The organism is Streptococcus sp. 2018WUSS126 (assembly GCF_044427425.1).
Lineage (GTDB): Bacteria > Bacillota > Bacilli > Lactobacillales > Streptococcaceae > Streptococcus > Streptococcus hashimotonensis.
Window position 1 is genome coordinate 16,061 of the sequence record NZ_JAOTGB010000005.1, and the last position, 18,246, is coordinate 34,306.

At 37.7% G+C, this 18,246-nt stretch carries 18 protein-coding genes and 1 other annotated feature; of the genes, 16 read left to right on the top strand and 2 right to left on the bottom strand.

The window, feature by feature from the left end; genetic code table 11:
* The first annotated feature begins 8 nt into the window (after window positions 1-8).
* The 6 genes from ODU34_RS02850 to ODU34_RS02875 all read left to right on the top strand — a co-directional run bounded on the left by ODU34_RS02850 (window position 9) and on the right by ODU34_RS02875 (window position 5,929).
* Window positions 9-2,069 carry a rhamnan synthesis F family protein gene (locus tag ODU34_RS02850; RefSeq protein WP_398578303.1) on the top strand — a complete coding sequence of 687 codons (2,061 nt, stop codon included), beginning with the start codon at window positions 9-11 and terminating at the stop codon, window positions 2,067-2,069.
* Window positions 2,069-3,322, top strand: a complete 1,254-nt coding sequence (locus tag ODU34_RS02855; RefSeq protein ID WP_398578304.1) for a glycosyltransferase family 4 protein — start codon at window positions 2,069-2,071, stop codon at window positions 3,320-3,322. The genes ODU34_RS02850 and ODU34_RS02855 overlap by 1 nt, the downstream gene beginning before the upstream one ends.
* Before the next feature lie 103 nt (window positions 3,323-3,425).
* Window positions 3,426-4,142: a glycosyltransferase family 2 protein gene (locus ODU34_RS02860; protein ID WP_398578305.1), complete on the top strand. Its 717-nt coding sequence runs from the start codon at window positions 3,426-3,428 to the stop codon at window positions 4,140-4,142.
* The gene (locus ODU34_RS02865) at window positions 4,142-4,498 is read left to right on the top strand and encodes a DUF2304 domain-containing protein (protein WP_002937073.1); all 357 of its coding nucleotides are present in this window, start codon (window positions 4,142-4,144) and stop codon (window positions 4,496-4,498) included. Before ODU34_RS02860 ends, ODU34_RS02865 begins: the two co-directional genes overlap by 1 nt.
* Window positions 4,488-5,258: a glycosyltransferase family 2 protein gene (locus ODU34_RS02870; RefSeq protein WP_398578306.1), complete on the top strand. Its 771-nt coding sequence runs from the start codon at window positions 4,488-4,490 to the stop codon at window positions 5,256-5,258. Before ODU34_RS02865 ends, ODU34_RS02870 begins: the two co-directional genes overlap by 11 nt.
* Before the next feature lie 182 nt (window positions 5,259-5,440).
* Window positions 5,441-5,929: an EbsA family protein gene (locus ODU34_RS02875; protein ID WP_012027226.1), complete on the top strand. Its 489-nt coding sequence runs from the start codon at window positions 5,441-5,443 to the stop codon at window positions 5,927-5,929.
* Here the strand turns inward: ODU34_RS02875 and ODU34_RS02880 are convergent.
* Window positions 5,918-6,112, bottom strand: a complete 195-nt coding sequence (locus ODU34_RS02880; protein ID WP_044671351.1) for a ferredoxin — start codon at window positions 6,110-6,112, stop codon at window positions 5,918-5,920. The two genes, ODU34_RS02875 and ODU34_RS02880, sit on opposite strands and share 12 nt — an antisense overlap.
* Window positions 6,113-6,162: 50 nt before the next feature.
* Between ODU34_RS02880 and ODU34_RS02885 the strand changes: the two genes are divergently transcribed.
* The 6 genes from ODU34_RS02885 to ODU34_RS02910 all read left to right on the top strand — a co-directional run bounded on the left by ODU34_RS02885 (window position 6,163) and on the right by ODU34_RS02910 (window position 11,641).
* Complete coding sequence (locus ODU34_RS02885; RefSeq protein WP_044671322.1) at window positions 6,163-6,633, top strand: SAG1386/EF1546 family surface-associated protein; 471 nt, start codon at window positions 6,163-6,165, stop codon at window positions 6,631-6,633.
* A gap of 9 nt (window positions 6,634-6,642) precedes the next feature.
* Window positions 6,643-7,320 carry a (d)CMP kinase gene (gene cmk / locus ODU34_RS02890; RefSeq protein ID WP_398578307.1) on the top strand — a complete coding sequence of 226 codons (678 nt, stop codon included), beginning with the start codon at window positions 6,643-6,645 and terminating at the stop codon, window positions 7,318-7,320.
* A gap of 26 nt (window positions 7,321-7,346) precedes the next feature.
* Window positions 7,347-7,475 (top strand) — a sequence feature (ribosomal protein L20 leader region).
* A gap of 40 nt (window positions 7,476-7,515) precedes the next feature.
* Complete coding sequence (gene infC, locus ODU34_RS02895) at window positions 7,516-8,022, top strand: translation initiation factor IF-3 (protein ID WP_002940606.1); 507 nt, start codon at window positions 7,516-7,518, stop codon at window positions 8,020-8,022.
* Between the two features lie 26 nt (window positions 8,023-8,048).
* Window positions 8,049-8,249, top strand: coding sequence for a 50S ribosomal protein L35 (gene rpmI / locus ODU34_RS02900; protein WP_012027223.1), 201 nt, complete (start codon window positions 8,049-8,051; stop codon window positions 8,247-8,249).
* Window positions 8,250-8,288: 39 nt separating this feature from the next.
* A complete protein-coding gene (gene rplT / locus ODU34_RS02905; protein WP_012028296.1) occupies window positions 8,289-8,648 on the top strand; it encodes a 50S ribosomal protein L20 in 360 nt (119 codons plus the stop codon).
* Between the two features lie 488 nt (window positions 8,649-9,136).
* Window positions 9,137-11,641, top strand: a complete 2,505-nt coding sequence (locus tag ODU34_RS02910) for a pneumococcal-type histidine triad protein (protein ID WP_398578308.1) — start codon at window positions 9,137-9,139, stop codon at window positions 11,639-11,641.
* Between the two features lie 193 nt (window positions 11,642-11,834).
* Here the strand turns inward: ODU34_RS02910 and ODU34_RS02915 are convergent, their stop codons facing one another.
* On the bottom strand, window positions 11,835-14,015 hold the full coding sequence (locus ODU34_RS02915; protein WP_398578309.1) for an LTA synthase family protein: 2,181 nt from the start codon (window positions 14,013-14,015) through the stop codon (window positions 11,835-11,837).
* A gap of 115 nt (window positions 14,016-14,130) precedes the next feature.
* Here ODU34_RS02915 and ODU34_RS02920 point away from each other — a divergent pair, with 115 nt between their 5' ends.
* The 4 genes from ODU34_RS02920 to ODU34_RS02935 are packed head-to-tail and all read left to right on the top strand — an operon-like array spanning window position 14,131 to window position 18,246.
* Window positions 14,131-15,294, top strand: a complete 1,164-nt coding sequence (locus ODU34_RS02920) for a class I SAM-dependent methyltransferase (RefSeq protein ID WP_398578310.1) — start codon at window positions 14,131-14,133, stop codon at window positions 15,292-15,294.
* Entirely contained in the window at window positions 15,291-15,965 is a 675-nt protein-coding gene (gene aroD, locus ODU34_RS02925; RefSeq protein WP_398578311.1) for a type I 3-dehydroquinate dehydratase, read from the top strand. Before ODU34_RS02920 ends, aroD begins: the two co-directional genes overlap by 4 nt.
* Window positions 15,966-15,968: 3 nt before the next feature.
* On the top strand, window positions 15,969-17,135 hold the full coding sequence (gene aroC / locus ODU34_RS02930) for a chorismate synthase (protein ID WP_398578312.1): 1,167 nt from the start codon (window positions 15,969-15,971) through the stop codon (window positions 17,133-17,135).
* 7 nt (window positions 17,136-17,142) lie between these two features.
* Window positions 17,143-18,246 (top strand): prephenate dehydrogenase, encoded by a 1,104-nt coding sequence (locus ODU34_RS02935; protein WP_024407372.1) that lies wholly within the window; start codon window positions 17,143-17,145, stop codon window positions 18,244-18,246.

The window sequence follows — 18,246 nt, forward strand, 5'->3', positions numbered from 1 at the left end:
AATAGAAAGTGATTGGTAACACTGTGAAAAGGTGGATTAGAAATTTCACAACGCGATTATTTATCTTATCAGGTAAATACAAGCTATTGTTTTATATATTAGAGCTTACCAAAAATATTGCAAAGTTTTTCTGGAGCATTCCAAAATATATAAAGCGAACTCTACTAGCTTTGCAACGTGATAAGCAACGTAGAAATAATTATTCAGATATCAAAAATCGTTACTTGATTTACACAATTTATGAACATCAATCGTATTTACAGGACTATAAAGTAATTTTTTTAGAGGCATTGGCTAAAATTTCTCGAGATGTTTTAATTGTTGTAAATGGTAAACTTCCACAGGCTGATATAAATCGTTTAGCACAATATGGTAAGGTTGTGGAAAGAGAAAATGAGGGGTATGATGTTGCGGCTTTCCGACATGGGATAATGCATACTGGAAAAGAGGCGTTACAACAGTATAATCAGGTCATCTTGGTTAATGATACGAATATTGGTCCTTTTAGAGATTTGGAAGAGGTTTTCTCTGAATTTAATTCCAATCAGCTAGACTTTTGGGGAATTTCGATGGGTGAGGAGCAGCTAGACTTTACCGGCTATAACCCTTATGGTAAAATTCCTAAGCACTTACAATCATATTTTGTTGTTATTGAAAATAGCTTGCTTAGGTATGAAGGATTTTATGATTATTGGGAAAAGCTCTCTGATACGGATTCTCGTAATAAGGCAATTGGAAAACATGAAACTGTGTTTGCAAAATATTTTTATGATCGAGGCTTTAAGTATGATGCATTGATTAAAGACACGAAAGATAGTGCATTGTATATTCATCCGCTTAAATTATTAAAGCAAGGTTGTCCATTAGTTAAGTATTCGGCCTTTAGAAATTATGACAGAGAACAATATTTTTGGCATGGTTTAGAAAGAGAATCTGAGATTCCGGATTTGATGGAGTATATTGCTAAGGAAACAGATTATCCGATTGAAGTGGTGTCTTCTATATTAGAAGATTTTAAAACTAGAGAAAATCAATCTTATATTTTGATTATTGATGGTGTCGAAAATATTATTCCACAATGTACACGTTATCGTGTGTTAAATAAGGCTGAGCAATTGCGAGAACTTGGTTATACAGTTCGAGTGATAAATAATTCTCTTGTACAACTTCAGGATGCACAGTTTGCTAGTCATATTATTATTTATAGAGCTCCATTCAATGATATGCTGAAAGAAATTTGTAGAGCAGCACACATAAAGAACAGACCTGTTTATTTTGATATTGATGATTTGGTTTTTGATACAAAATTTACAGATGAACTTGAATTTACCCAAGGCTTGAGCAAGAGAGAGAAAAAAGGCTATGATACAAGTGTCTTAGCTTACAAAAAAATGCTTTCTCTCTGCGACTATGCTATCACATCGACTTCGAAATTGAAAGACGAGCTTGAACAATATAAAAACAAGGTTATCTTGAATCGCAACGTCATGTCTAAAGAATTAGTTGAGCGTAGTTTACAAGTTAAGAAAAATTCGAACGACAATAAAGTCAAAATAGGATATTTCTCAGGGTCAATTACACACAACGAAAATTTTGATTTAATTAGCCAAGCATTGCTACATCTGCTTCAAAAGTACCCGCAAGTGGAATTACATATAGTAGGATATTTAGACATTCCTAAACCATTCCAAAAATTCAAAAAACAGATTGTGAGTCATGAGTATGTTGATTGGAGAAAGCTTCCAAATTTAATTTCACAAGTTGATATTAACTTGGCGCCGCTTGTAACCACAACCTTTAATGAAGCAAAGTCGGAAATTAAATGGATAGAAGCGGCAGCAGTTAAAGTTGTGACAGTTGCAAGTAATCTTGGAGCATTTGAAGAAATGATTCAAGATGGAGTGACTGGAGTTCTAGCAGATGATAACGAATGGGAAAGTAAATTGGAGAGATTGATTCTTGAACAAGACTTGAGAGAACAAATAGCAGAAAATGCTTTTGAATTTGTAATGAATCATTGCACTACAGCAAATAGAATTAATGATTTTTTGAAAGAAGAGTTAGTCTAATGAAACGTATTTTGTTTATTTCTCCTACGACTAGTATGGATAATGGTGCGGAGAAGTCTATTTATTATCTAATGAAGTACCTTATTCAACTGGGACACACAGTTATAAATGTTACTCATGCAATAGGAGGGGAACCGCAAGATAAGCATGAGCAACTTTATAAAATGATAGGGGTTAAGAATTACTATTTGCCAACTGTCAAGTGGTGGTGGCCGGATGCACCAGGTGGAGAAATCCTTAATAGAGAAGAGGCTACAAGCTACTATCGCCAGAATGTTCAGGACATAGCTGAAATTATTGAGCAAAATGAGATAGACTTGGTTATTTCAAATACTGTTAATGTTTTTCAGGGAGCAATTGCTGCCTCATGTCAAAAGGTTCCCCATTTCTGGCTAATTCATGAATTCCCTAAAAATGAGTTTGCTTATTATGCTGATAAAATTGACTTCATAGAAGACTATTCTTCAGAATTATTTAGTGTGACTGGAGAGTTAAATAATTTTTTAACACCACTATTTAATAAGAAAGTCCGTCCGTTTATTTCTTATACTGAGCAAGAAACAAAAGATTTAAAAAAAGGCAACCAAGTTAGAATTGTTTCTGTTGGTCGATTAACAGAAGGAAAAAATCAATTAGAACTTATAAAAGCATATAAGACACTAAATAGATTAGATATTGAATTGGTTTTTATTGGAGGATGGGATAGTAAATACAAAGCTATTTGTGATGAATATATCCATGAAAATAAATTACAGAAAAATGTTAAATTTTTAGGTAACTTAGATAATCCTTGGGAAGAAGTAACTGATAGAGATATCTGTGTTTTCCCCTCATCTATGGAAACTTTTGGCTTAGTCTATGTTGAAGCAATCTTAAGAGGGCTTCCAGTAATTCTATCAGATAATTTAGGACATTTGACGGCATTTGAAATATTCTCAGCAGGTCAAATTTATAAATTGGGCGATATAGAAGACTTGGTGACTAAGTTAGAGCAAGTGATTGAATCCTTTAGAGATTTTTCAGATAGGGCTCGGCTTGATGTGGAACGTTTACGTACTCTATATACACCGGAAGTTGCCTATAAAGAAATACTGAACGGCATCAATCACTTAGAATATGCTGGACACCAAAATACAAATTTAAGTCACATAAAAGAGTTACTGACTTTAAATATGCATCCAACAAGATTGGAGCGTTATGCAAGATTAATCAGCAATATCGCGACAAAAATCAGACATAAACTTCGACTTTAATGAATAATAGGATAGCTATGCTAAAATATGTATATTATAGTTTCTTCAAATGAGTAAGTAGAATCTGAAAAGTTATATAGAATTCTAGTTTTAGAGAGAAAAAATGAAAGTATTAATGATTATTCCTGCCTACAATGAAGAAGAGAGTATTCTTCAAACGGTTCGGGAGATTATAGATTATAGAAATAGTGTGAATTTCCAATTGGATTATGTTGTCATTAATGATGGCTCAACAGATCGCACGAAAGAAATTTTGATAAACAATAAATTAAATGCAATTCACTTGGTACAAAACTTGGGGATTGGCGGAGCTGTTCAAACAGGATATAAATATGCCTTGGATAATGACTATGATGTAGCTGTTCAATTCGATGGTGATGGTCAACATGACATTCGTTCATTAAATAGCTTAATTCAGCCAATCTTAGTTGGTCAAGCTGATATGGTGATTGGCTCACGCTTTGTTGGTGAAACCTTGTCAGAATTCCAAACCAGTTTTATGAGAAGATTTGGAATAGGTGTTATTTCAAATATGATAAAAATAACAACTGGAAAACGCATTTGGGATACAACATCTGGTTATCGTTTGGGAAATAGAAAAGTAATTGCTCAATTCGCCAGACGATACCCTACGAAATATCCGGAACCAGAATCAACTGTTCATTTACTAAAGCAAAATTTCCAAGTAGTAGAAGCACCTGCTAATATGTTTGAGAGAGTAGGAGGGGTTTCTTCGATTACTCCATTTAAGTCCATCCGCTACATGGTAGAAGTTTGCTCATCTATTTTGATTGCTTCGCTTATGAAGGAGGGGGAATAATGACTATACAAGCATTAGCTATGTTTCTTGCCTCACTAGGTTTTTTGTATTTTATTTTTAGGAATATTAATAAAAATAAGATTTTATTCGAACATGCCTTTATGTGGATTGTTATTGGCTTCGGGCTGATTGTTTTTGCACTCTTTGATGTTATTCCTATTAAATTGGCTTATTTATTCGGGTTTGGTCTGACTTCCAATTTCTTGTTATCTGTGGCAATTTTTGTTCTCTTGGTGATTGGATTTTTGCATAGTATGGCTTTATCTCAACAAAAGCAGCAGATTAAAAATTTAATTCAAGAAGTATCAATGGCTAAAAAAAGAATCTCTGAGTTGGAGGAGCATCATGCAGAATAACCATACATTTGTTATCTGTGCTTATGGAGATAGTAAGTATCTAGAAGAATGCATCCATTCGTTAAAGCAGCAAACACTTCAATCACAACTCATCCTATACACTAGTACTCCGAGTGAATATATAGAACAAATTTGCCAAAAGAATGCAATCGTAATGCATACCGCACAAGGAGGAGGTATTGGAAAAGATTGGAATTTAGCACTCTCTTTTGTAACAACCCCTTATGCTACAATTGCTCATCAAGATGATATTTATTTACCAGACTATTGTGAAAAAATAATGTCTCAGATGACAGAGGAAACGTTGATTGCTTATTCAGATTACCAGGAAGTTAAGGAAGGTGTGGCTATTCCCTTAACTTCAAACTTGAAAATCAAGCAACTCATGTTACGGACAATGGCCATGTTTCCCAAATGGAAGTTTTGGCGGAATAGGGTTTTAGCCTTTGGTAATCCAATTTCTTGTCCAGCTGTGACCTATAATTTGAAGAAACTGAATGATTTCAAGTTTAATGAAGCAATGAAAGTTTCTCTTGATTGGTTTGCTTGGTATCAGATTGCACAAAAAAATGGGAGCTTTACCTTTGTAGATGAAAGTCTCATGTATCACCGCATTCATGAAGAATCTGAGACGACAAATAGCATTGAAAACAATCTTCGTACAAAAGAAGACTATGAAATGTATTTGTTGTTTTGGCCAAAGTTTATTGCCAAGTTTCTCCTGAGTTACTATGTTAAGAGTCAAGAGACGAATAACTAAAATATTTTGGTTGTTGATCATTGTGTTCTCACCAATTCCTACTCAAAATATTTCAAAAACATTTCAGAAATTTTACAAAACATTCAACGTTGTCATGTAAATGTAATAAAAAATTTCAAAAGATAGAGGTTTTCATAGGAAAATCTCTTTTTTTGTGCTAGAATAATAGATGGAGGTCCGATATGATCAAAATTTTTGGTAAAATTCGTTACCATTGGCAACCGGATTTATCATGGGCCATCATATACTGGTCACTTACCTTCACACCTATTTTTATTGGTATGGCACTTTTATTGGAGAAGTTGCAAGTTTCAAGATTATTTATTCTACTTGTCTCACTCTTTGCTGTATTAGTAGTGCTCGGCTTACATCGCTATTTCGAGATAAAAGATGAGCATTTACGGATTGCTTCGGCTAATCCTTTTGCAGTGCAGAAAATTGAAATTGCTACCATAGAAAAAATTGAAGTTTCTTATTTAGCCATTCGTATATTTGCAAAAGAGTTTCCCAACGGACGGATGTATTATATGCGTAAATGGACAAAAAAATACTTTATTAACCATTTAGCTATTCATAGTTGCTTCAAGGGTAAAATTGAATTAATAGACCATTTAATAAAACAGGATTATTTTGAAGAGTATTATACAAAAAAAGCCAAATCAATCCGCTGAAATGGCTTTTGTAGGGCATGATTTGATGGCTTTAAGAATATCTGGATTGGGCTCAATTGTTTTCTCTAATTGTGAGTCGTCTGAAAAAACAACGATACCATTGTCATCATAATCAAACAGAGATGAGTAGGTTTGGCAGAGCCCGCAAGCAATGCACCGTTCAGGAATAAGTTTTACTTTCATATTAGTATTGTAATCATATTTTAATAAAAATACAAGGAGTTTTCTCAATAATGTCACAAGAGCCATGGAATGAAGAAGTTTACCACACAGAAACAACTAGTCGTAAAGAACGTCTGAGTAAGGGGGTAGCGAATACAACAGTATTTACAGTTTTGGCAATTATTTTCTTTGTTATCGTACTGATTATTGGAATTATGGCTGTCTATCTCTCAATCGGTGGCGGTAGTAAAACAGATTCAACAAAAGAATTTTATACCCCAAGCACTACAACAGTCGTAGCAGAGAGCTCTTCATCGGCTGCTGAGACACAAGAATCTACTTCGACTGACACGACAGAAACAAGTTCTAGCCCAGCGGAAGCAACGGATGGCTCTACCCTTACTGTTCAAGCAGGTGAAGGTGTAGGACAACTGGCTGCTCGTGGTGGGATTTCAATTGCAGAGCTAGAGCGTTTGAATCCAGAGAAAATGACAACAGGGTCTTGGATTGCGCATCCTGGGGATGTAGTTCGTATTAGATAAAGAGGAGTTATGAAATCAATTCAAATTGCAATTGACGGTCCAGCTTCAAGTGGAAAGTCAACGGTTGCTAAAATTATTGCTAAAAATTTTGGATACACTTACTTAGATACAGGAGCTATGTATCGCTCGGCTACCTATCTAGCCTTGACAAACGATGTAGAGGTCACAGATCAAAAACGAATCGTGGCCTTGCTTGCCCAGTATCCCATTCGATTTGGGCGTGATGAAAACGGTCAGCAACTTGTTTTTGTCGGTGATGAAGATGTTACTTTGCCTATTCGAGATAATCAAGTAACAAATAATGTATCAGCGGTAGCAGCGCTTCCTCTAGTACGGGAAGAATTGGTCCGCCTGCAACAGGACATTGCGCAAGCTGGTGGGATTGTCATGGATGGTCGTGATATTGGTACGGTTGTATTGCCACAAGCAGAACTCAAAGTATTCCTTGTTGCCTCTGTTGAGGAGCGTGCCCTTCGTCGATTTAAGGAAAATACGGAACGTGGCATTGAGACCGACTTGGAATCCTTGAAAGAGGAGATTGCGGCTCGTGACTATAAAGATTCTCATAGAGAAGTTTCTCCTTTAAAGGCAGCAGATGATGCCATTACCTTTGATACAACAGGAGTATCCATCGAAGGTGTTGTTCAATTTATTTCAGAAAAAGCGAAAGAAATTATTGACAAGTAGTTTTAGACATGTTAGAATAGTCGTATTGAGAAAAGCAGAAGTGAGAACTTCTCGCCTTGCGACTAACGTTGTCTGGCTCTACGGATTAAGATTTCTTCGGAAAGAATAATGGTGTAGTGCGGACTTGTTTAGCAAGTCCGTTTCGTTTTTCTCGAAAAATATAAAATGAGGTGAAAAGCCATAGCAAAGCAAGATTTGTTCATCAATGATGAAATTCGAGTGCGTGAAGTTCGTCTTATCGGTCTTGAGGGTGAACAGTTGGGAATCAAACCACTCAATGAGGCTCAGGCCATTGCTGATAGCGCCAACGTGGATTTAGTATTGATTCAACCCCAAGCTAAACCACCAGTAGCGAAAATTATGGACTACGGTAAGTTCAAATTTGAATATCAGAAGAAACAGAAAGAACAACGCAAAAAACAAAGTGTTGTCACTGTAAAAGAAGTGCGTCTAAGTCCAGTTATTGATAAAGGGGACTTCGAGACAAAACTTCGTCATGCCCGTAAATTCCTTGAAAAAGGAAATAAGGTTAAGGTTTCGATCCGTTTCAAGGGTCGTATGATTACCCACAAAGAAGTTGGAGCGAAAGTATTAGCTGAGTTCGCTGAAGCAACCCAAGATATTGCCATTATCGAACAACGTGCTAAGATGGACGGACGTCAAATGTTTATGCAATTGGCCCCAGCTTCAGATAAAAAATAAGCTTTTTAAGCAAAAGGAGAATTAACATGCCAAAACAAAAAACTCACCGCGCATCAGCTAAACGTTTCAAACGTACAGGTTCTGGTGGATTGAAACGCTTCCGCGCTTATACTTCACACCGTTTCCACGGTAAAACTAAAAAACAACGTCGTCACCTTCGTAAAGCAGGTATGGTACATGCTGGTGACTTCAAGCGTATCAAATCAATGCTTACAGGTTTGAAATAAGCCGACTACTAGAATTTAGATTATTTGGAGGAAAATTAAATGGCACGTGTTAAAGGTGGCGTTGTTTCTCGTAAACGCCGTAAACGTATTTTAAAATTAGCTAAAGGTTACTACGGAGCTAAACATCTCTTGTTCCGCACTGCGAAAGAACAAGTCATGAACTCTTACTACTATGCATACCGTGACCGCCGTCAGAAAAAACGTGATTTCCGTAAATTGTGGATTACTCGTATCAACGCGGCTGCTCGTATGAACGGTTTGTCATACTCACAATTGATGCACGGTTTGAAATTGGCTGAAATCGAAGTAAACCGCAAAATGCTTGCTGATTTGGCAGTAAACGATGCAGCAGCTTTCACTGCTCTTGCAGATGCTGCTAAAGCAAAACTTGCTAAATAAGTATAAAAATCTAAAGAACTTGGTAGTGATGAACCAGGTTCTTTATTTTTGGAAAGTAGCTCACCACTTGCTAAATTTCGATATGGGTGATATACTTAACTAGTAAATAAATCGACGGTTTTTAACTTTCTCGTCATTTAGTTTTTCTTTTATTACTTCGACGAATGAGGAAACTTTGTTTCCTTATTTCCAACTTCAAACACTCCACTGGAGTGTTTGAACTCGCCTTGCCTGATTGAAACAGTCTGGGGGACTGTTTCAAGTCAATGCCTAGAAATAAGAAAGCATTGAGTTATGCCTGTGGCTGTTGACACAAACTTCGTTTGTTTCATTTCCGACCTTCAAAGGTTCCCCGAACCTTTGAAGCTAGTAATAAAAGTAAACTAAAAGACTATAATAAGTGGATGTGGTGATGCTATTTTACAATAGTTGATTACATTTATCATGTCGGTAATATAATAATGGTAAATAAGGAGAGAAACATAGATATGAAACAAGGTAAGACTTTGCTTTATGTAGCAGGAGTATCGCTTATTTGTGCTGTAGCATTGGTTACTTATCAAGCGTCTAACTATAGAGAGCAATCGAACTATCAAAAAACAACAAGCATAGAAACATCGCAATCAAAGCAATCAAAAGAGATTCCTTCAGATTCGAAAAAGGAAGTTCCAGGGATTGATAAGGCGACGGATGATGGTTTTTTACTCACTGATGAGTCACAAATTGAGGAAAAAACTGATTTAGGAATTATTGTCAATCATGGCGATCATAAGCACTTTTTCTTTTATTCAGATTTAAAGAATACAAAATGGGCTTATTTAATTCCTGAAAACTATCAAGAAAAAAACCATTCTTCTCAACCTAAGAGAAGCCAATTATCGTCAGGCTCGAAACAGACCGAAGATGAATACGTTTTTGATCCTAAAGATATTGTCGCAGAGGATGCCAATGGCTATACTGTTCGGCATGGGGATCATTATCACTATATTTTAAAATCAAGCTTAGATGGCACGACACACAGACAATTGACCTCTGATAGTCGTCAGTCGCCAACTTTTTCTATCGTTCACCAACAGGAAGGGATTCCGGGGATTGATTTTCAAACGAGTGATGGTTTCTTGTTTGATGGGCAAAATATCAGCGGTGTAACGGAAACCGGGATTCTAGTAAGGCATGGGAAACATTTGCATCTTATTCATTTTGAAACATTGAAAAGGAGTAAATGGTCTTATCTTGTGAATCAGTATAAACCAAATGTTGAATCGGATAAGAAGTCACAACCTGAGGTAGAAAATATTGAGTATCAAACCAAATTGGACTACTTAGCAAAAGAACTGAATTTAGAGCCATCACGTCTTAAGAAAGTCATTGTTGACGGTCAAATTGGATTAGAGTATCCGCATGGAGATCACACACATATTGTTTTATTAAAGGAAATTGATATAACGAAGCCGTTTGAAAGTCCGGAAGATCGTATTCTTAAACAAAAGGATGGAGAAACTCTTGAACAGAGAAAAGAACGTCTCATTAAACAGTACATGGAGCGTTTTAAAGTAAAACGTGAGGATATTACAATTGATGGGAACTATATGAGTGTACGCCATGGGGACCATGCGCACGTTTATAAAATTGATCCTAGTTTGCCAGATGATCCTGAGCGTGATGTTAAGAGCGAAACGGTAAATCTTGCTATTGAGAAACAATCAGTATATGGACCTTTTTATACAGAAGGTTCGACAGAAAATTTAACACGTAATGGTGTCCATCAAAAGTATCATCCGGAAGGTCTTCAGGATATTAAAAATTTCATTCTAGTAACATTCAGTACAAATAGTGATTTTGGTGATTTTGTCGTTAATGGTAAAAAAACGAAGAGAGTTTATTATTTGGTTCGTAAAGATTTAAATTGGGAGGATTTGAATATCGCCTATCCGCAGACCCTTCAACAAAAGGGACGCGTCTTTAACGGTTGGAATGCTACTTTGCCAAAGTCCGGCAAGATGGCAAGAGAACATCAAAGTTTTTATGCTGATTTTGATAATGTTTATCGTAAGCCAACCAAAAATATTTACACTCCAAGTGATGATGTTTCAAATATTGATCTATCAGACTATGTACCTGTTAAATATAGTGCGATAGCCAATGGTCGTTTAAAATTAAATGGTGAGATTCGAGCAGGGTTCATATACTTTGTGAAATCTGACTTAACTTGGAAACAAGCTAAGGAGCAGGGGCTTGTTGTACCAGAACCGGTTCCAAGCAAAGATTATGAGTTCATTGAGTTTAGGACAGTTATTACTGGTGGAGAAAAAGATACAGATTATGTTAGTGCCACAACGAGCTTGGCAGCATTTGGGACAACGGCTCCTCGTATAGGGCCTTACATTGCTAATAATACGGATAATCCAACGGACATCAATGATCCAAGTAGACATCCAAATTACTATTGGCATGATCCAAAGAATTATGTAGCCCTCGCATTTCGAGCAGGTGAAGGCGGTCAACTTCAGACCCATTTGGGAACTAGTAAAACAGTGGTTTACCTTGTTAGAAAAGGGTTAACACTAAACCAAGCTGGAATTTTTCCGCCATCTTTGAAGAGTGATACAGGTTATAAACGAGATTATACAAAACCTGTTATTCCAAATGTAGCATGGGATACACCTATTTTGGAAGATACTGTCTACGATATTCATTTCGATAAAGTTGAAAGTGATAGCAAAGATGGGACAGTTGAGCCAGGTGATACTTGGTTGCCTGGGAATCCATTGCCGAATACTCCCGATGTCCCTAATGGAGAAGGGAACGCAGATAGCTGGTTAGATGATTTGTTGACACCTAGTCCAGAAGCGACAGATGTAGAAACTGTAACAGAAGCTGAAACTACAACAGAAGATACAAAAGCAATTGAAAGTAGTACTGTTGCTCCCATAGATATCCCTAAAAAATCATCAACAGAGGAAGAGCCTAGTGAGGATTCTATATTTCCTTGATGAAATAGAGATGAGTGATTTGAAATAGTGGTCTAATACTCTTCGAAAATCAAAATCAGACGTTGTTGACTTGATTTGATGAACTTCAGTTCTATCTGCATCTGCGTCGCCTAGCCTGTTTTTGATTTTCATTGAGTATAAAAAGGCTTAGAATCAATGTAGTAACTGACATGATTCTAAGCCTTTTAGTGTATTACCGTGAATTTGAACTGGTACTTGTTGAGCTAGTGCTTGTACCAGTATTTGGTGTGCTAGTAGCAGTTGTACTACCGTGAAGTTCTAGGTAGCTTGGTGCTTTAAATAGGTCAATTGTCGACTTATTGCCGTTTGTACTATACAAACTTGTTGATTGTTTGCCAAGTTTATTCTCTAGTGCAATCTCGGCAGCCAATGAGTCAATGTAGTTATATTGACTTGAATCCAAGGCTGGCAATCCATTGTCAAAGAACCGGATAAGATCACCAGTTTGAATGGCATCGCTAGTCGCCAGTTGTGCTGCAGTAGCTTCTTTAATTGCATCAATTTCTTTCTGAGTTGTCTCATCTGGATTTGTAATTTCAAGACCAGTTTCTGTATAGTAGATTTTACCTTCGTAGCTAGTGTATTTTGGTGTGATGAAACTGCCAGCGGTTCGAAGAGCCACAATTTGGCTGTGTTGGCTGGAAAGTAGGTCTTGACCAACTTGGAGATAGTTATCGGATTTGATTCCTAAAAGATGTTCGAGAGTAGGAAGTGCATCAATCTCACCACCATAGGTATCAAAAATCCCACCGTTGGTCATTCCAGGTACAACAATCATATATGGAACACGTTGCATCATGGCATTGTCAAAATCTGACCAAGTCTGAGAATCTTTTCCAATCAACGGTGCCAAGTCAGGATTGCGTGAATTAGAAATCCCATAGTGATCACCATAGAGAACGATGACGGAGTTTTCGTACAAGCCAGTCGCTTTTAAGTAATCGAAAAATGCCTTTATGGACGCATCGAGATAGTTTGCAGTAGCAAAATAGCCATTAATGGTTTCATCATCTGTATTGGCTAATGGAAAGCCTATCTCATCTCCAATCAAGCTGGTTGTATAGGGGTAGTGGTTGGAAACTGTGATAAATTTAGTATAGAAGGGTTGCTGTAAATGTTCAAGATATTGGATAGAGTCGGCGAACATGATTTTATCATTCAGACCGTATTGGAATGAATTTTCAGCAGTGGCTTTAGAGAAGTAGGATTGATCAAAGAAGTAATTGTAGCCCCACTGTTTATAGGTGTTGTTCCTATTCCAGAAACTGGCTGCATTACCGTGGAATACAGCAGATGTATATCCTCCATTTTGAGAGAGAATATATGGTGCAGCTTGTTGGGTATTGCTTCCACCGTATTGGACCATGAAAGAGCCTTGATTGAGGCCAAAAAGAGAGGTTTCAATCATGGTTTCGGCATCAGAGGTCTTACCTGCCTTAACTTGGTTAAAGAAATTGGAAAAGGCGAGAGTAGAGCTAGAATGATACAGAGAATTGAGGAAAGGTGTGACTTCGTGCTCGACACCGTTGACGTTCAACTTATAGTCAATAACAAATTGTTGTAAGCTTTCTAGGTGGAGATAGATAACATTTCGCCCTTTGGCAATACCGAAGTAGTTGTCATTCGGTTGAGCATAATGTTCTGCAATATATTGTTTCACAGGCTCCAAATCTGTAGATTTTGCTCCAGAACGATTCTTGTGGGCATTGTAGGTTTGATTAGCATTGTAACCAAGGAAAGCAGGTAAACCAAGGGCTCTGACGATATAAGTATTAGAAAATCCTCTCGTAAGTAGCTCTGGTCTATCAATTTCTGCTAAAAAGAGGTTGATGGAGAAAAGCATGACTGATAGTGCTGTAATAGCAAAGCTAGATTTTTTATGAAATGTCTTTTTATCCCACCGGAGTAGTTTACGATAGACTAGGATTCCAAAAATGATAAAATCAATAAAATAGACAATATCCCATAGCCTAAATAACTTAAGAGCTGCTTCCCCTAATCCAGCAGATACACTAGAGGTAGCCATTATAGTAGAGATGGAAATATAATCGGAAAATTCTCTATAATAGACTGCATTTGAAAAGAGCCAGGCGGAAAGAATAATGTAAATGATCATCGCTACGCTATAGAAGACTTTTGTATTCTTTATATAAAGCGAGAGACCGAGTAATAAAATCCCGACTGGTAGAGGATTCATGACAGCAATAAAATTTTGGAAAAACCCTTGTGTATCTAAGTTGAAATCAACATAGTAGGCCCAGAGTGTTTTGAGCCAGTAAATGATTAGCAAAATCAAGACGAAACCAAGTCGAGTTTGTCCGCTCTTCTTGACGTAGTCAATTAGTTTTTTCACAATAAAACCTCATGGTCCTTTCTAAAAGTTTAGTTCATTATACCATAATTTTAAAATAAGCCTCAAAGTTTAGAGTTTTTTTGGCATATATGAAGAAACATGTTATAATAATTCTATGAAAATAAAGGTAAACCGTATTGCAGAACAGAAAATAAACAGAGGGATTCAACTCTTGGATAGCGCTGATTTTTCAGGTTTTTCATTTGATGAAGACAGGCTGGCTGTTTTGTATTCAGAGTCTGGAACCTATTTAGGTCAGGCTTATTTGTCCAAACAGAATAAGGGGATAGGCTGGCTGTTTGGTAGAAGCAACCAAGACTTGACCATGGATTTTTTTGTTAAATTATTCGTGGATGCTAAACAGAAACGCCAACATTTTTATCAATCTGAGATGACGAATGCGTTTCGTTTATTTAATCAAGATGGAGATAATTTTGGTGGAATGACGGTTGACTTGTATGATGAATACGCAGTTTTTTCATGGTATAATACCTTTGTTTATTCTATCAAAGAGATGATTGTTGCGGCCTTCCAACGGGTATTCCCAGAAGTAAGAGGAGCTTATGAAAAGATTCGTTTTAAAGGTTTGACCTTCGAGTCTACTCATCTTTATGGAGAAGAAGCCCCTGAATATTTCACTGTGTTGGAAAATGGAGTTCACTATCAGGTTTTTATGAATGATGGTCTGATGACGGGCATCTTTTTGGATCAGCATGAGGTACGTGGTTCCTTGGTGGATGGTCTGGCGGCAGGCAAGTCACTTTTGAACATGTTTTCGTACACGGCAGCATTTTCTATTGCTGCTGCTATGGGCGGAGCAGGGGAAACGACTTCTGTTGACTTAGCCAAACGCTCACGTGAACTTTCTAAAGCTCATTTTAAGGTTAATAGTTTAGACTTAGATAATCATCACTTTGTAGTAATGGATGTATTTGAATATTTCAAATATGCCAAACGTAAAGGCTTGACCTATGATGTGATTGTCTTGGATCCGCCAAGCTTTGCACGAAATAAGAAACAAACCTTTTCAGTAGCCAAGGATTATCACAAGCTGATTTCTCAATCTTTGGAAATACTAAATACAGGTGGAACTATTATTGCTTCGACCAACGCTGCAAATGTTTCTGTTGAAAAATTCAAGCGGCAGATTGAAAAAGGGTTTGGTGTTAGAAAACATCGCTATGAGGCAACTTATCGCTTGCCAGCCGATTTTGTAATCAATAAAAATGATGAAAGTAGTAATTACCTAAAGGTCTTTACGATACAGGTAGATAAATGAAAATAGTAGTTCCTATTATGCCTAGAAATCTGGAAGAGGTAGAGGCCATTGATGTAGAACGTCTAGCAGAGGCAGATATTGTTGAATGGCGAGCAGACTATCTTCTGAAAGATGATATTTTAAGAGTAGCACCTGCTATATTTGAAAAATGTAGTGGTAAGGAAGTAGTTTTCACCATTCGGACAACACGTGAAGGCGGTCACTTGGATTTGGACGATCAAGAATATGTCAATTTAATCAAAGAAGTTGCAGCGCTTTATCAGCCAGATTATATTGATTTTGAATATTATTCTTATAAGTCGGTTTTTGAGCAGATGTTGGATTTTCCTAACCTTGTGTTGAGTTATCATAATTTTGAGGAAACACCGTCTAATTATATGGAAATCATGTCTGAACTGACTAGCCTATCACCAGCTGTTGTTAAAATGGCTGTAATGGCTAAGACAGAGCAGGATGTCCTAGATGTTATGAATTATACTCGTGGTTTTAAATCACTGAACACTGAGCAGATATTTGCGACGATCGCCATGGGTGAACTAGGGAAGTTAACACGTATTGCAGGTGTGATTACAGGCTCCTGCTGGACTTTTGCCAGCTTAGATGAAACATCTGCACCAGGACAAATGTCTTTAAGCAACACTCGTAAGTTTCTGGAAATTTTGGAGAATTAAGTTATGCGTTATTTAACAGCTGGTGAGTCTCATGGACCACGTCTAACAGCCATTATTGAGGGAGTTCCAGCGGGTCTTCCTTTAACAGCCGAGGATATTAATGAAGAGTTAAAACGGCGCCAAGGTGGATACGGTCGTGGTAGTCGTATGCAGATTGAAACAGATTGCGTAGAGATTACAGCTGGTGTTCGTCACGGTAAGACAACCGGTGCTCCAATTACATTGAATGTGACCAACAAAGACCATCAAAAATGGTTGGATATTATGGCAGTTGAGGACATCGAAGAGAAGCTCAAAAGTAAGCGTCGTATCAAACATCCACGACCAGGGCATGCTGACCTAGTTGGTGGTATGAAATATCGCTTTGATGATTTGCGTAATTCCTTGGAGCGTTCTAGTGCGCGTGAGACAACTATGCGTGTGGCTGTTGGTGCGGTTGCCAAACGGATTTTGGCTGAGTTGGATATTGAAATTGCTAACCATGTAGTCGTTTTCGGAGGGAAAGAAATTGATGTCCCAGATGGTTTAAGCGTAGAAGAAATCAAAGAGCGTGCAGCCCAGTCAGAAGTATCCATTGTCAACCAAGAGCGTGAAGAAGAAATCAAAGCCTATATTGATCAAATCAAGCGAGATGGAGATACTATTGGCGGAGTGATTGAGACTGTTGTTGGAGGAGTTCCAGCTGGCTTGGGGTCATATGTGCAATGGGATAAAAAGTTAGATGCAAAATTAGCGCAGGCTGTTGTTTCGATCAATGCTTTTAAGGGAGTAGAATTTGGAGTAGGCTTCCAAGCTGGCTATCTCAAAGGGAGCCAAGTTATGGACGAAATTCTCTGGTCCCAAGAAAAAGGATATACACGCCGAACCAATAATCTAGGTGGTTTCGAAGGTGGTATGACCAATGGCGAGGCCCTAATCATTCGCGGTGTTATGAAACCAATTCCGACCCTCTATAAGCCATTGATGTCGGTTGACATTGATACCCATGAACCTTATAAAGCTACTGTGGAGCGTTCAGATCCAACGGCTCTCCCAGCAGCTGGCGTAGTCATGGAATCAGTCGTAGCTACAACTCTAGCGACAGAAATCCTAGAGAAGTTCTCTTCCGATAATATGGAGGAATTGAAAGCTGCAGTAGCCAGTCATCGTGACTATGTTAAAAATTTCTAAGTAATTAATGAAAAAAACGATTTTAATTGTAGGTCTAGGGTTGATTGGAAGTTCACTTGCGCTCTGTATCCGTAAAGACCATCCTGACTATCACCTCATTGGCTTTGATCCTAACGAACAATCATGCCAAATTGCCTTGGGCAAGGGGATGGTTGATGAGGTGTCAACGGAATTGGAGGGTGTAGCAAAGCAGGCTGATGTGATTCTTCTTTGTGTTCCAATTCAAGTTTCTTTGCGCTTGATTGAAGAATTTAGCGCCCTTGAATTGAAGGATACGGTCTTGATTACAGATGCAGGTTCAACGAAGTCTGCAATTGTGGTTGCTGCAGAGGAACATTTGGCGCCAAGACAAATTAATTTTATCGGTGGACACCCTATGGCAGGTAGTCATAAATCTGGTGCCAGTGCAGCAGATCTCTATCTATTTGAGAATGCTTACTACATTATGACACCGTGTCAGGCTACCAAGCAGGATGCGGTTCCCCGATTGACAGATTTGTTATCTGGAACGGGGGCACGTTTTGTTCAGATTGATGCAGCAGAACATGACCGTGTGACCAGTCAAATTTCACATTTTCCCCACGTATTGGCTTCTAGTTTGATGCATCAAGCTGGAGAGTTTGCGCAAGAACATCCCTTTACGAATAATTTTGCAGCTGGAGGATTTAGAGACATGACACGGATTGCGGAAAGTGAGCCGAGCATGTGGACTAGCATTTTGCTGACCAATGCAGATTCTATTCTAAATCGAATCGAGGAATTTCAAGAACGTCTTTCAGAAATTTCAGATGTGCTCAGATCTGGCGATCAAAAAGCAATTTGGGACTTTTTTGATAAGGGGCGTCAAACTCGTAAAGCCATGGAAATTCACAAGCGTGCAGGTGTTGATTCTTTCTACGATTTATTCCTTAGTGTTCCTGATGAGGAAGATACGATTTTGAAGGTTTTGGAAGTCTTACGGGGTATTTCCATTGTCAATATTCGTATCAATGAAGAGAACCGTGAAGATATACACGGTATTTTACAAATTACGTTTAAAAATAAGGGAAATTTGGAAGACGCTGCGAAACGTTTAAGAGAGCAGACGACTTACAAAATTCATTTAGATTAG

Coding starts and splice junctions, on each gene's coding strand:
- ODU34_RS02920 (WP_398578310.1), top strand. CDS start 14,131: ATGAAAATAAAGGTAAACCGTATTGCAGAACAGAAAATAAACAGAGGG.
- ODU34_RS02875 (WP_012027226.1), top strand. CDS start 5,441: ATGATCAAAATTTTTGGTAAAATTCGTTACCATTGGCAACCGGATTTA.
- ODU34_RS02935 (WP_024407372.1), top strand. CDS start 17,143: ATGAAAAAAACGATTTTAATTGTAGGTCTAGGGTTGATTGGAAGTTCA.
- ODU34_RS02865 (WP_002937073.1), top strand. CDS start 4,142: ATGACTATACAAGCATTAGCTATGTTTCTTGCCTCACTAGGTTTTTTG.
- aroD (WP_398578311.1), top strand. CDS start 15,291: ATGAAAATAGTAGTTCCTATTATGCCTAGAAATCTGGAAGAGGTAGAG.
- ODU34_RS02885 (WP_044671322.1), top strand. CDS start 6,163: ATGTCACAAGAGCCATGGAATGAAGAAGTTTACCACACAGAAACAACT.
- ODU34_RS02860 (WP_398578305.1), top strand. CDS start 3,426: ATGAAAGTATTAATGATTATTCCTGCCTACAATGAAGAAGAGAGTATT.
- ODU34_RS02870 (WP_398578306.1), top strand. CDS start 4,488: ATGCAGAATAACCATACATTTGTTATCTGTGCTTATGGAGATAGTAAG.
- rpmI (WP_012027223.1), top strand. CDS start 8,049: ATGCCAAAACAAAAAACTCACCGCGCATCAGCTAAACGTTTCAAACGT.
- aroC (WP_398578312.1), top strand. CDS start 15,969: ATGCGTTATTTAACAGCTGGTGAGTCTCATGGACCACGTCTAACAGCC.
- ODU34_RS02910 (WP_398578308.1), top strand. CDS start 9,137: ATGAAACAAGGTAAGACTTTGCTTTATGTAGCAGGAGTATCGCTTATT.
- rplT (WP_012028296.1), top strand. CDS start 8,289: ATGGCACGTGTTAAAGGTGGCGTTGTTTCTCGTAAACGCCGTAAACGT.
- cmk (WP_398578307.1), top strand. CDS start 6,643: ATGAAATCAATTCAAATTGCAATTGACGGTCCAGCTTCAAGTGGAAAG.
- ODU34_RS02880 (WP_044671351.1), bottom strand. CDS start 6,112: ATGAAAGTAAAACTTATTCCTGAACGGTGCATTGCTTGCGGGCTCTGC.
- ODU34_RS02855 (WP_398578304.1), top strand. CDS start 2,069: ATGAAACGTATTTTGTTTATTTCTCCTACGACTAGTATGGATAATGGT.